Genomic DNA, 13,454 nt, shown 5'->3' on the forward strand with positions numbered 1-13,454 from the left:
CAGCGCGGAATGAATCCCATAATGTGACGTCGGGTTGTCATCAGGTCACCATGAGGCGTAGGGGCTCGCAACGACAGCGGGGCCGAACGGGGCCTCATCCGCCAGGTCCGGCAGTGGAACCGAGTGGGTCTTCGTCCGGGCCCTCAGCACCGCGGGAGCTCACCTGCCGCCATGCCGGGCATCCCTTCGAGGGCGCGCCGGGTGCCGGGCCAGGCGGCGAGATGTGCGGCGACGACGGGATCGGTGCGTCCCAGAAACGCGAGGTGCCGGACCGCGTGGGACGCCACGTGCCCGATCGCCAGACCTGGCGGAGAGGGGGTGCCCGGGCTGGGAGAGCGGGCGATCACGGGCGGATTCGGTAGCGGGGTCGCGGGGCTTTCCTGGTCGGGGTCCGGGTGCACGAGGTAGGTCAGGACGATCCGCCCGTCACCGGCGGCGCGCCAACTGGTGGAATGCACCAGGTGTCGCTCGTCACCGTCATGCAGGCGGGCCAGGAGCCTGGCGCTTCGGTCGGGGCTGATGTTCGTGCCCAGCCCCCTCATCAGCCGGCGGTAGGCCAAGCCTCTGATCGGCTCGTGTCGCAGAATGAGCGCTTCGACGCACACCGGAGGCGATGCTGCATCGGGTGCGTCGCAAGGGGTGATCGTCATCGCGCATGACTCCAGCGTCGGCGGGACGGGCCGGTGATCAGGGGGCTTTCGTCCTGCCTACCTTATTGCAATGTATGAGTAATTGCGCAATTCGGGCATGAGGGAGGGTGGCGCTCTACTCTTGGATGCGAATGGGACCCCGCGTGCCGTCACTTCGCTCGTGCCGGCGCCATTCGGTGCCGTCCCGGGTGTCGTGCAGACGTATCCCGCCGGCAGCAAGGGCATCGCGCAGCTCATCGGCCAGGTCCCAGTCGCCGCCCGCGCGCAGGCGGCTGCGAAGGGTCCAGCAGCGGGCCGAGAATCCGCGCGAGGGTGTGCTCCGGTTCCGCCATGCCGCGCCGGGCCTGCCGGGCGAGCAGATGGATCATTCCGTGCAGCACCGTGCGGGCCCACTCCCCGCCCTGGTCCTCCTCCATGTCCGCGCTCCAGGCCGCGATCACGGTTTCGAGCTCCACCATCGCCTCGGCCATGGCCCGGGCGTCACATGCGTCCCTGGCTACGCCGAATCGTGCTTCCGACGCCGCGACGGCCTCCTGGAGAGTGGTCGTGCCACCCGTAGGCGGAAGGTCGGAGGAGCCCTGATCGGTGCTGGCGGAACGATGCAGAACAGGGAGGGCGCCGCTCGCCCCTCTGCCACCCACCAGATCTGAGGAACCACCGCGACCGGAAGACCCAGTGTCCCGAGGAGGTTCAGACCGTCCAGCCAGACGGGCGGGTGTCCTGCCTTGTACACCTCGTATACGGGCAGCGCCGCGAAGCCCACCGTACAGGCCGCCGCGGAAGCCATCACCGTCACACCGTGCCGCCGTGCGACCCGTTCGCACAGGATCTCCCCGAGTCGCTGGGTGTGCCAGCGCTCCAGTGCGTAAGAGGGACTGCCGGGGCCCGAGAACACCCAGCTCGCCCTGCGCACCCGGTCACGGATCCGGTCACCCTCATTGTCGGCCGTGCCGATGGAGGAGGAGTCCGCGTCCGGCGCGACCTCGGTGGTGAGCCCGACGGACTTTCGAAAATACTCCCGCGCACGAGTGGAGATGTCATCCCTGTTGACCTGAAATCCGTACGGCGTTTCCAGGATCACCGCGTCACGGTCGCCCCCTCTATGGGCGGCCAGCTCACGGTGCAAGGTGACCATGGTCGGACTGGTCTCACCCGAACCCATCAACGCCAGGATCCCGCGCCCCTCTTCCACACCCATCCGCCCCCTCCATTCCGGCGAGCGGATACCGGCTGCACCGCCCGTAGGACCCGAACTTCCGGCAGGGCCCTATTCGTACCCACGCGACATCGGTCGCATACCGCAGGGTCCACGAGCAGGGGGGCACGCCGAAGGCGGCAGCGCCGGGGAGAGGGTCTGTCGCCTTCCCGAAGCCCTGTCACCAGGGTCCGGCAGCGGCGCGCAGCACCAGGCCCAGCCCGACCGCCAGTACGAGTCCCGATGTCGCCACCGGGCCCCAGCGTGCCAGCCTCCGCAGCCTCTTCCAACGGGCAGCCGCCGAAGTGCGCGCAGCGAGGTCGATGCGGTCGCGCAACCGGACGAGCAGCAGGCCGGCCAGCGTGAGCGTACCGGCCATACCGAGTCCGTAACCGATGACCAGAAGGACTCCGAACGCCGTACGGCCCAGGGCTACCGCTCCGAGCAGGACGACGAGTGCGGAAGGACTGGGTACGAGACCGCCCGCGATACCCATGCCCACGAGCCCGCCGCGTCCGGCGGCGGGGGCGGGGTGCGAGTGATTCGCAACGGAACCGTGGGCGTGACCGTGGCTGGCGTGCGTGTGATGATGCGGCTCGGCCTGAACTGTGGTCAGGACCGCGACCGGCGAGGCATCATCACCGGTCGGAGCCGGAGCCGGAGCCGGAGTCGAGCCGTGTTGTGAGGCGGCGTGCTCGTGGTCTTGGTGATGATGGCCAGGACTGTGATGATGGCCGTGGCCATGGTGGTGGCCGTGTGCGGGCCTGTCTTGTACCGCGGCGCGCAGCAGCCACAGTCCGATTCCTGTCACCAGCAGGCCGCTGGCCAGTCCCAGCGAGGCCAGCACGGTTTCACCCGCGAGTGTCGTTGCGATGGGCAGCGCGAGGCCCAGTACGAGGACTCCCGCGGTGTGGGTGAGGGTGACGGTCGCGCCGACGGTCACCGCGTCTCGGGGTGTGCCGCGCCGGCCGGCGAGGTAGGCGGCCATGATGGTCTTGCCGTGTCCGGGCATGGCCGCGTGCGATGCGCCGAGAACGACGGCCAGCAGGAGTGCCAGGAGCCCGACCGGGATGGTGAGTTCGCGCGCTCCGACCAGCGAGTCGAAGGTGCCGGAGACCTTGCCCAGTGCGGCCGCGAACGGGCCGGGAACGAACTCCCCGCCGGGCAACGCGGCGGATGCCGCCGACGCCCCGCCGGATCCGCCCGGCTCGGTGCGTAGGGTGGCGGAACGCTGGTTCAGACGGGGTGTCAGCGGATCGGCCGGGTAGCGGCGAAGCTCGTCGGTGGCCGAGACAGCAGGTACGTCACCCGAATCGAGGGTGACGCCCCGCCCCCGCGCGGTGATCTCCTGCCAGCCGATCCTCCGGCTGTCGTACGAGGTCTGGACGCTCACGTTCGAAGGCCGCCGCAGATCCGCTTCGGCGGTGAGTTCGCAATGGAGGCGGCTGGTCTGCAGGCCCGCTTCACCGGGGTGGTAGGAGAAGGCGGAACTTCGGACGCCGAAGCGCAGGGGCTTCTCGCCGGTGCTCACCCGCAACCGGTCTGCCGCCGAGGCGCAAGCCGTACGTGCGTAGGCGCGTGCCTCGGCCGCGTCGATGCCTCCCCGGCCATTGCGGTCTACACCGGGGCGTTCCTGTGCGGCGGCGATTTCGGCCCGGTCGACGACGAGACGGACATCGATGCGGTCCTGGTGGAGGGTGAGACCGGTGTGGTGATTGACCGTGAAGTTCCCCAGTGGATGCGCGGCAGCGACTGGGGCGTTCGCCGCACTGACGGCGAGCGTCAGAGTCAGCAGAGCCCCAGCCGCCGAGGCCCGGCGGCAGGCGGTGGAGGTGGTGTTCATGAGGTGCCTTCTATCCTGCTGAGCGCGGCACGGGCGCGCGGTGCGTGCAACGGGTGGAAGTGTGGGTCGATCGCCAGAGCCCGCGCGAGATCCTCGCGGGCTGACGGATCCTCCAGGGCCAGGCGGATCATGGCCCGGTGGTAGTGGAACAGGGCGCTCGGCGTGCCGAGGTCCAGGGCGCGGTCCGCGTATCGCAGCGCCTCCGCGTTCCGCCCGGCCCGGTGCAGCGCCCAGGCGTAAGCGTCCTGCACGGCGATAAAGGGCCGTTCCCGGGCAGCGGCGGCGCCCATGCCGACGGCCAGTCGGGCTGCGCCGTGGTCGGCTTCGAAAAGGATCGCGTCCACGTCGGCCGGCTCTCCGGAGGCTCCGCGCACCTTCTCGTGCGCGCGCAGGACCTCGTACTGATCATTGGCTTCTTCGGTGTCGCCGAGGGACTGCTGAAGCTCGCCCAGGCCGAGAAGGTACTGCGGCAGGGGAACGATCTCGACGGCTGCCGTGTAGTCGGCCACGGCCTGCTGGTCGTGGCCGAGTGCCGCGTGCGCGCGGGCCCGTGCTTCCAGCAGCGGAGCGTCTTCCGGAGCGGCACTCAGACCGTCCTGGGCTTCCCGCAGCGCGGTGCGCGCGTCGCCCGCATCCTGCGCGAGGGTGGCGAGATGGAGCCGGGCGAACGCCTTGTCCCCAGGCGTCGCGGCGCTCTCCAGCGCACGCCGCATGAGAGTGCGCGCCTGAGCGATGTCGCCCCGCAACTCCCAGGTGTAGGAGGCGCGGGCCAGCGAGGACACGTCGGGACGCAGATCCGTCATGCGCTGCACAGCACGGTACGACTCCTCGTAGCGGCCGAGCTGCGTGTAGGCGTCGGCGAGAACACCCTGTGCCGCCGCGTTCGACGGATTGGTGGCAGCCGCCTTGCGCCCCCAGGCCAGAGCCGTCCGGAAATCGTGCCGCGCGGCGGCCAGTGCCCCCATGGCCGTCTCGGCCTGGTAGTTGTCGCGCGGCTGGACCTTCAGGGACCTGCGAAGCGCGGAATCGGCCTTGGCGTACAGCGCGGGATCCGCGGTCGTGCGGCCCTCCTGCACGTACGCCATGCCCAACTGGGCCCACCCGGCATGATTCCGGGGCAGTCGGCGCAGGTCCTCCAGGAGCGCGGGAACACTTCCTCTCGGCGGTCCCGCCGACGGCCCCCGCACCGAGATGGGGTCCGTATCGCCCGGACCGAGCCAGAGGGCTCCCGCGACGAAAAGCCCCACCCCCAGGCCTACGGACACGGACAGACCGCGCCGCCATCGGCGCACGGCTTTTCGGGGCCGCACATCTGCGGTCGGGCGCTGAGTCACAGTCTCCCTCGGTCCAGGAATGGAAGAGCCCGGAGTCGGTGAACACCGGGCAGAGGCTATGGTTCACACATCCATCCAGGTGACCGGACGCCCGGTCGCCTGGAAGGGCATGCGAGCGGACCGGCTCCCCGGTCGCCAGAGCATGTAGTGAGCAGTCCATGTGCGCAGCGCTACCAGATCACGAGAGTCCTGGCGCTGCCCGCCGGGCGCGGCCATTCAGCGGCACCTGATACGGACGATCACACGACCGGCTCCAGATCCGGAAGATCGAGCCCTCCGGGCCCATCCTTCAACTAGTAGGCCCTGTTACTGAGGTTTCAAGGTGGGGTCGGTGGGTTGATGGCCAGTCTTGTGGCGAGCTGCGTTTCGTGTCTGCGGTCGTGGGCGGAGCCTTTCGACGTCCGGACAGGGGTGGCGGTGGGCTGCTGTATATCGTGCGCCGGATCGCCGGTTTGGCCAATCGGCGATCCCGCGTTATGGTGCCCGCCTCGTGCGGGCCGATGATCAGCGTGAACGGCTGCTGGGGCGGCAGGCGGTGGCCGCCGGAGTCGCCGGCGCACCGGCGGCGAGTGGGTCTTCTGCTCGCGACCCGGCTGCCCCTGGCGCGTGCAGGTCTGGTGGGTGGGAGTCTCGGAGAGACCCGTCAGCAGCGAACTCGGAATGTGCGGGGACGCGGTGATGGCCCAGGTGGGACGGTCCGTACCGGGACCGGCTCGGATGGTCCAGGTGGCTGCGTTCTGGGGGTGCTGCGCGGTCAGTGGGTCAAACTGAACCCCTGCGTCCCCGTCGGGGGACGTCCAGCGGATCCCGTGCCCGTTCAAGGCGTGCTTCCATCCGGCCTCCGTGAGCGGCTGAGTGGCTGCGGTGACCATCTTCTCGTCCACCGGGGCGCCAACGGCCGTGTCCCAGCCGTCACCCTCGGCGAGGTGGATCAGGAGATCCTGCAGCACCGGGGTGTTGGTGGCGGCCGGGTACGTCCGGATTCGGCCTTATGCCAGCGGCCGAGACCCCCGGATCAACCGGGCCTTGAGCAGGCGCCTCCTCAACCCGGGCGCCGATCGCGCGCCGAGGTGAAGTGCGGTCGAAGGCGCCCGGGGTGCTCTGCCGCCCACCACCTGGCGAACCGCGAACTACGTCCCATGGAGAGGGGGTCGGCTGCCACGCGCGCAGGTTCCGTGAGGGGGAGGCTTATCCGGCGAGCGGAGCGTCCGAATCGAGGGCGCCCTCGGCGGTCGGAACCGTGACCTTGACCGCTCGTCCGAGGTCGGTGAGCGTGAGGGTGGTGGTCGAGGACACCGCGCCCGGGATGTTCATGGACAGGCGTATCTGCACGGCCCGCTGCTGCTTGTCGACCCACACATCGGCGGTCGCGGGAATCTCGCCGCCCAGCATGTCGCGGAGTTGCTCCGACTTCCCCAGCATCTCCTTCGACATGTTGAGGACGAGCGCCTTATGGCTGAGCGGAGCGTGGTAGCGGGTCGTCGCGGTACCCGCCACTGTCTCCGTGCCGAACCGGTCGTACTCGGAGCTCATGGATGCCTGCCGAAGAAGGTGGGCGGGGTCGTTCCCGGGTGCTCGGAGAGCATGCTGGACCTTGGCATCGGCGCGACCGGTATAGGACCAGGGCACCGTTTCCGTGCCGGCGGTACCACGGACGTAGATCCGCTCGGGGGTGAGGACCAGATCGAACTCGGCGACGTCCTCCACCTTCGAGTTGACGGTCCCCGAATTCCGCGCGAAGTCGTGGGCGCCCTTGGCCGTGATCGTGTGTGTGGGTTCGCCCGGGGTGGTCCCCATCTCGGTCTTCATCACCGTACGGGCGCTGGTCTCACGGGTCTTCTGGACGGCGGCCCGAACCGCCTGCGTGTAGTTGGCGTACGGTGAGGCAGCGGCTGCCGAGCCATTCCCGGCGGCCTGGGCTTCGCTCTCCGAAGTCTGCTGCGCACAACCGCTGCTCAATGCCGCGGCGACGCACGCCATCGCCACACTCGGAACTCGACGCCTCATGGTCGTTGCCTCACATTCGCACAGGACATCCGCCCGATGCGGCATGCTCCCTCTGTGCCGAGCAGCCTATGAGGCCGCGCGCTGCGCCCTCGCTCCGGGGCCGCTCCACCCCACTGTCGCCACAGGGCGAGCGCTTCCAGGGACGCGCGGAGCCGGAGGCTTCGGCGTTAAGTCGCCGAGCAGGCGACGGCACAGGGCTCCAGGCGCGCCCCACCACCCTGCTGCTTTTACGCCGCGCCTGCTACGGCGCGGGAGTGGAGGTGAGGGTGAGGGTGTCGTCGCAGGCGGCGGTCGGCAGGACCGCCTTCGCGGCTACGGCGGCCGCCCACCGGTCGTCAGTTTGGCCGTCCGGGGTGCGTTCTGCGCCCCAGACCCACCGTCCGCTGCTCTCGGTCCGGTCCAGCACGGCGACGGCGTAGCGCTGCCCGGTGACCAGAGGCTGGTAGAGAGGTTCGGCGGTGGTGTAGGTGCCCTGGGCGGTGCGGGAGACGGCCTGAGAGAGGTCCATGTCGCTCTGGGAGCTGCCCTTGAGGGTCTTCTCCACGGTGAGGGTGGCGACTTGCACCCCGGTGCTGGGGTCGTCGGCGTCGGGGATGTAGCGGGTGGGGCCCGTGACGGTGCCGATGACGACGGTGGGGGCATAGGCGGCGACGTACTCGGGTGTGCCGGCAGGCGGGGCGCACACCGAGGAGACGGTGACGTCGCCGTCGTTCGTCAGGAGGTAGGCGCCGGTGGTGGCCGTGAGGACGAGGCCGGCGGCCGCGGCGGTGATCCAGGCCCGCTTGCGCATGACTATCTCCAGAGCTTCGAGTAGTTGGCCTTGTCGACGGCCTGGGGGGAGGTGATGGGCGGTGACGCGATGTCCGTCCACATCAGCGACAGGACCCGGCCGGACTTGTGGCACAGGCCGAGCGCGTGACCCACCTCGTGAGCGGCGGCCGAGTTCATGAAGGCGCGGCCGCGACCGCTCATCTTGTCCCGGTTGAACCGGACGTAGTCGGTGGCGCCGACGCCGGAGTCGCGAACGTACTGGGCCACCGCCGCCCGGCCACCGGTGCCGCCCCCGTAGTCACGGAACTCAAGGTCGTTGACGGTGGTGGCGGAGTCGGGGCGCAGCTTGATCTTCGCTCCGGAGAACTGCCATGCCTTGAGGGCGTGTTCGCGGGGCCCGTCGTAGCGGGTTCCGTCCGTCCAGCGGATCTCTGCGTCGTCGACGGCGGATTCACCGCGGCGCTCGCGCTCGCCGCTGATGCAGGGTGCCGGGGCCACGGCCACCGCACCGCGGCTCAGTTGGTCCGCGACGACCGAGGGAAACGTGGGGATGAGGATCAGGGGTACCGCGAGAGCTACGACGGCCGAGACTCCCTGTGCGTTCGGTGTCACAGTATGTGATCCTACGGGCTGTGCGGGGCGCTTCGGCCGGTGTAGGAGCCGGTGCGCCACAGTCTGGCGTGATGTGGAGGCCCCTGGCCGGAGCGGTGCCCCTCGAACGGGTGAAGGACCACATGTTTTTTCTGGAAGGTCCCACCGCTCAGTGATGATGCCGTCCGTGAGCTCTATTCTCCCGTCGCGCCGCATTGCAGCCTGCCTCACACCGCCCGCCGTCGCTCCGGTGCCGGTACACGGCACGTTGGTGCTACACGGCACGTTGGTGCGTGATGCGAGCCGAGGAGCGCCGTGCGGACGTTGCCGAGGTGCATCGTCTTGAGGAAGCCAGGGAGTCGGAGGGCCGTAGCAACGAGGGCATCCTGCGGCGGCTGCTGCATCGGGTCGGGGTGACACGGCTTCTTGCTCCGGAGAAGACCTGGAGTCCGCCGACGGGCAGTTGAACGGAGTCCTGCGGCTGGCCGATGACCGGGACCACGACCTGCTGGAGCTGGCACCCACCACGGCTCGTGTACCGGGACCATCGGCGCGCGTTCTTCACCCGCAACACCCGCAACACACTCAACACTCGCCGACACCTCCTCGACGCCGACGGACGACCCTTGCTCGACGAGCACGGCCGCCCCTCCGGCCCGGTCTACGGGCCCGACGCCATCGAGGACGTCACGTTCATCAGGCACCGCACCTGGGTCCGCGGCACCTGGATCAATGAGCGTCTTCCTCCGCGACCCGGCGCGACGCCGGCCTTCGGCCGCACGAACCCTTCACCCCGCAGGAACGCGACGCTGCGGCCGCGTGGCCCTGGCCTGCGTACTCCGACTCACTCACCGACGCCGAGAACGCCGCCCTCTTCCGGTGGCGGGATGCCGCCGGCACCGGACATAGCGCCGCCGCCTCCTGGCACCTCACGCAGCGGTCCGTCCCGCTCGGTTTTGACCACGTCGCCCGGACCGGCGGGGACGCATCTGTGACAAGGCCGGCTTGCGGAGTTCGGGTCGCTTCTTTCGGTATCGGCATGGAGGTCCGGGGGCAGCGGGGCCAGGTCGGCCCGCTGCCCCCGCTCGCCGCCAGCGGAAATTCGGGCGCTCTGCCGCCTTGACCGGTGAAGTCAGTCACCCTAACGGGGTAATGCTCGGCGGATCACGGGACAGTACATTAAGAACGGTAACGCTGAAGGTGATACCGGGCCTCAGCCATTTCTATACTGGACGCCCGGCGTGGCCCGCCCTGTACCGGCAGCAGAACTCCGAAGTGAGGCCGATACGGCCGCTTCTGTTGCCCACTCCAAGGACATGACCGGCTGTGGGACCACGTAGCTGGATGACGATCGACGTCATGTCAGCCACACCCCGGCGGTCAGCCGACGCACGGTCTTCTTCCACCCCCTGATCGATCTGCCGCCTTCGGGCTCACCGGTATCACTCAACGCGCCTGCCTTTCGCTTCTATCCGTTTCGGCGACGAGCCCCCTGCGGGCTCGAACTGGCGTTACCGGGCAGGGGGAGCCGGCCGCCGCTGCCAAAACCCCTACGAAAAAGTGGAGTTGACGCATGAGTGGATGCGGCTGCGAGCAGTCCCCGATGGCTATCGGCGACTGTCAGCCCGCCAAGCCGGCCTGCCCACCCGTTACCTGTGCCGGTTCCAAGCGGTGCGAGCGTTGCGAGACGACTCCGCTGCGTGACTCCGCGCCGTACCGAGTCGCAGCGACCGTGGCCAGCACCGACCCGACGCCGTACTACACCATCGCCAACACCCACGCCGCACTGGACCCTGTCGTGGCACAGACCATCCTGAACAGCGGCACGGGCACGTTCCCGGCCGACGACGGGACGCACAACGGGCAGCACACCTGGCTCGCCGGCGTCGTGCACATCGACCCCGCGTCACTGCGCGGCGACCCCACCAGCGTCACGATCAGCGCCTCAGTGCATGTGCACAACGAAGGTCCGGCCGCGGCGTGCCGGCTCTACGGACGCTTCGCCCTGTGGAACGGCACGATCCCGATCCGCACCGATCTCCTGGGCCCGCCCGATCTGTCGGCGGGCGGTGACGACGGCGGCGTCATCCCGCCGACCACCGTGCCCCTCGCGGACGTCCTCGCCGGAAAGATCGTTGTCGAGCTCAACCTGGAGACAGGCAACGACGACGCCTGCCAAGTCGGCCCCAAACAGTGGACCGTCGACAGTTTCGCCCTCACCGTCCAGGCGTCCGCCCCAGGTTGTGGCAGGCCGTTCCTGCGTACGACCTGCCGCGACTGCGACGGCGCGGTCACCTGCACGACCGACACCCTCGACGGCTCGTCCCGCCCCTACGCCCCCACCCCGCCGGTCATCCCGATCTCCTCCTGCCAGGACGGTTGCACCACCGCCCGTCCTCCGTGCATCTCCACCGACCGGAGCAACGCCATCACCCGCGGCAGCGACGGGTGTCTGTACGCGCCCGACACTCCTGTTCTGGACCCGTCCCCGTGCAATGCCGCACGGCACACGACCGGTGGTCTGCTCGTGCCGCGGATCGACGTCACGGGTATCGCTCCTGGAGGCAACACCAGTAACCAACGGTCGGTGGACATCGACGTCACCGGGACGCCCGGCTGCCCCGAACGGTGGGAGATCGGCGCCCGCCTCACGCCGGTGAGCGCCTTCCTCAACACCGAGCGGCAGCACGCCAACCTCCTTGCCCGGGTCGGTACCGACGTGCCGATCCCCGAGTCCGACATCGTGCTCCCGGAAGCCGGCGTCTACCACATCGACAGCGACGTACGGTACGCGCTCGGTTCCGCCACCGGCGGCAGCGGCTACATCATCGGCTGGCTCCGGGACGAGACCACGGACACCCTCCTGACCAGCTTCACCCAGATCGCGGCGATCAACGCGGCGAGGCAGGAGCAGCATGGTGGAACCACACACATCATGAGCGAGTACACGGTCGCCTCCGGCCCACGGACGGTCCGCCTGCACCTGATGTTCGTCCTCACCGGCGGCAAGATCTCCGACGCCGAGGCCGGTGGCACCGACAGCAATGGCGCAACCCGGATGCGCTTCCTGAAGGTCAGGGATTAGGAGCCTGCTTCGTCGATGAGGGGGGCATGCCTTCACGGTCACCGGTGGTCAGGCGTGTGCGGTGCCGCAGAAGTGGGAGGGGTATCCGCACGTCGAGGTCCTGGCGCAGGTCGCCCCCAGAGCTTCCCGCACCGTTCCACCGGGTGGTCGTCGGTGACGCTGCCGCCACCTCGGTGCTGGACTTCTCCCGGCTCTTCCTGCACCCGTACCGGCCGGCAGGCACGGGCACACCCCCGGACGCGCGGACCGGGGCGGTACGGGCGGATCAGGACGGGCCGCGCTGGTGCTGTCCACCTCGGGGACGACCGGGCGGCCCAAGGCGGGCCCAGCTGGCCCATGGTCCTCCACCCACCACTCTCACCTGCTTCCATCCCGTCCGCCTTCGCCCCACACGTCGTGGAGCGGTCGTGGTTGAGGGTGTCAAGGTGGAGCGCGCCACCGTACGAACGACCCTGATGGCGGCGTACTCGGCGCCGAGGTCCAACAGCCCCTTGTGGGTACCGCCCGACCGGGGGCACCAACTGGATCGGCTCGCCACGCTCGTCGACGAGCTGGCGATGAGCCTGGCCCCGCCCCATTGAGCGGCTCGCCGATGATCGTCTTCAGGACGGTAATGGGATCTGTTGCCGGGCGGAGAGCGAGAGGGCCTGTATGGGCCGAGGTTCCCTGGCTGCTGCCCGAACGCGCGACCCATGGGAATTGACGCGTCCCGATCTGTTCAGCAGATGCTGCGAATTGCGCCATGGGCCCGACCTGCCGAATTCTTCTGGAAGCGTGCCGGGCGCTCCGCTGCGCTGGACCGTGCGGTCAGGACAAGTTCCGAGATCTCCTTGTGCCCCTCGAAAGGAGCGGGTTTCCCCACAGAGGCGGCGCGGCAGGCCGCACCGAACTCCACGACGCCTTCGTCTCCCTCGCCTGCAGCCTCATCTGCTACCGACGCCTCAAGAAGGCCCACTCATGATCGTGTTACGAGCTCTTATGGTCGAAGCCTCCGGGGGCCGTGCGCGCCGCGCACCTCGGAAAGGGGGTGCGCGGCGCGTCAGTTGCGGACAGGTTCAGGGGATCCGGGCGACGGACCGCATCAGCGTCGCCCGAACGCCCAACCCCTGTCGTCCTGAAACTGTCCGACCAGCCCGACCGGGCAAGCCACACCCAGTGTGCCTGGGTGACCCAACCCTATGAATGGCTCGATCAACCCGATCAAGAAGGTAGAACCCCTCTGGCCAGCTCATTTCACCCTCCAGCACAGGATGAAAGAGGCTCGCTGTTCGGAAAAGGCGCGCCGAAACGGGTGAGAAGCGACCATTCAGTTCCAGGAGTAGAAGTCGCTGACGCTGTAGTAGAATTCACCCTGGTTCATATAAGCGTCGAGCAGCGAATCAGGGTTCGTCGTCCAGCCCGCCTCGTCATACCTACTGCTGATCACCCGCGCCGGAGAGTCGAAGCGCTTCATGATCACGAATTCGCGCTCGGGGAATTGGAACATCCGTGCCTGCTGCCACGGCACCCTCCTGGCCTCTCCGTTTATCATTTTGATATCTCCTCCTACCGCAAAGTATCTATTATTGTGCCCCCTCAGTTCGGTAACATAATGCATAGATCGGTCCTGTTTTGAGAATGCATCGTATTTCCGAGATTTCATTCGATATTCAATAACTACAGAGTCGTCGACCCCCTCCCCACGCAGAAAATTCCCGACAGGCACCTTCGTGTAGTGTTCCTTTTTCGCTGCGGCCAGCGCCCTGTTTTTATGGTATTCGTCGAAATTTATCTTTTCCTGAATTTTTCGCATTTTCCGGGCTCTTTCAGTCGTCTTCTTTGCTATTTCAGATATTTTCCTGCCGGCGATTCCTCCGGCGACGCCGGCTCCGGTGATGCCTCCGGCGAGGGCGGCGATGTCGAATCCGGTGCGGACGTCGTCGGGGAGGAATCCTTCGCCGGTGGCATGCGCCCAGATCTGGTCGGTGGCGGCGGCGGT

12 protein-coding genes are annotated in these 13,454 nt (G+C 68.4%); 2 read left to right on the plus strand and 10 right to left on the minus strand.

Annotated features, from left to right (window positions below):
• Positions 1-143: 143 nt before the first annotated feature.
• From EES43_RS29265 to EES43_RS29305, 9 genes are all read right to left on the minus strand, one after another.
• Entirely contained in the window at positions 144-650 is a 507-nt protein-coding gene (locus EES43_RS29265) for a hypothetical protein (RefSeq protein WP_124271566.1), read from the minus strand.
• A 233-nt stretch (positions 651-883) separates the two neighbouring features.
• Positions 884-1,120 (minus strand): hypothetical protein, encoded by a 237-nt coding sequence (locus EES43_RS29270; RefSeq protein ID WP_124271567.1) that lies wholly within the window; start codon positions 1,118-1,120, stop codon positions 884-886.
• A gap of 26 nt (positions 1,121-1,146) precedes the next feature.
• Positions 1,147-1,848 carry a hypothetical protein gene (locus EES43_RS29275; RefSeq protein WP_124271568.1) on the minus strand — a complete coding sequence of 234 codons (702 nt, stop codon included), beginning with the start codon at positions 1,846-1,848 and terminating at the stop codon, positions 1,147-1,149.
• A 178-nt stretch (positions 1,849-2,026) separates the two neighbouring features.
• Positions 2,027-3,688: a nickel/cobalt transporter gene (locus EES43_RS29280; RefSeq protein WP_206430151.1), complete on the minus strand. Its 1,662-nt coding sequence runs from the start codon at positions 3,686-3,688 to the stop codon at positions 2,027-2,029.
• Positions 3,685-4,953 carry a tetratricopeptide repeat protein gene (locus EES43_RS29285; RefSeq protein WP_241192574.1) on the minus strand — a complete coding sequence of 423 codons (1,269 nt, stop codon included), beginning with the start codon at positions 4,951-4,953 and terminating at the stop codon, positions 3,685-3,687. The genes EES43_RS29280 and EES43_RS29285 overlap by 4 nt, the downstream gene beginning before the upstream one ends.
• Positions 4,954-5,339: 386 nt before the next feature.
• Positions 5,340-5,894 carry an SPDY domain-containing protein gene (locus tag EES43_RS29290; RefSeq protein WP_346774366.1) on the minus strand — a complete coding sequence of 185 codons (555 nt, stop codon included), beginning with the start codon at positions 5,892-5,894 and terminating at the stop codon, positions 5,340-5,342.
• Positions 5,895-6,210: 316 nt separating this feature from the next.
• Positions 6,211-6,819: a hypothetical protein gene (locus tag EES43_RS29295; protein WP_124271569.1), complete on the minus strand. Its 609-nt coding sequence runs from the start codon at positions 6,817-6,819 to the stop codon at positions 6,211-6,213.
• Between the two features lie 451 nt (positions 6,820-7,270).
• The gene (locus EES43_RS29300) at positions 7,271-7,819 is read right to left on the minus strand and encodes a hypothetical protein (protein ID WP_124271570.1); all 549 of its coding nucleotides are present in this window, start codon (positions 7,817-7,819) and stop codon (positions 7,271-7,273) included.
• 2 nt (positions 7,820-7,821) lie between these two features.
• Positions 7,822-8,412, minus strand: a complete 591-nt coding sequence (locus EES43_RS29305) for a zinc metalloprotease (RefSeq protein ID WP_124271571.1) — start codon at positions 8,410-8,412, stop codon at positions 7,822-7,824.
• A gap of 1,711 nt (positions 8,413-10,123) precedes the next feature.
• Here EES43_RS29305 and EES43_RS29310 point away from each other — a divergent pair.
• Positions 10,124-11,476: a hypothetical protein gene (locus EES43_RS29310; RefSeq protein WP_241192575.1), complete on the plus strand. Its 1,353-nt coding sequence runs from the start codon at positions 10,124-10,126 to the stop codon at positions 11,474-11,476.
• A 407-nt stretch (positions 11,477-11,883) separates the two neighbouring features.
• Positions 11,884-12,057, plus strand: a complete 174-nt coding sequence (locus EES43_RS30905) for a hypothetical protein (protein WP_164493312.1) — start codon at positions 11,884-11,886, stop codon at positions 12,055-12,057.
• 725 nt (positions 12,058-12,782) lie between these two features.
• Here EES43_RS30905 and EES43_RS29315 read toward each other — a convergent pair.
• Positions 12,783-13,454, minus strand: a 672-nt coding sequence (locus tag EES43_RS29315; RefSeq protein ID WP_164493313.1) for a hypothetical protein, incomplete at its 5' end; no start/stop codon positions are given.

The organism is Streptomyces sp. ADI96-02 (assembly GCF_003846185.1).
Lineage (GTDB): Bacteria > Actinomycetota > Actinomycetes > Streptomycetales > Streptomycetaceae > Streptomyces.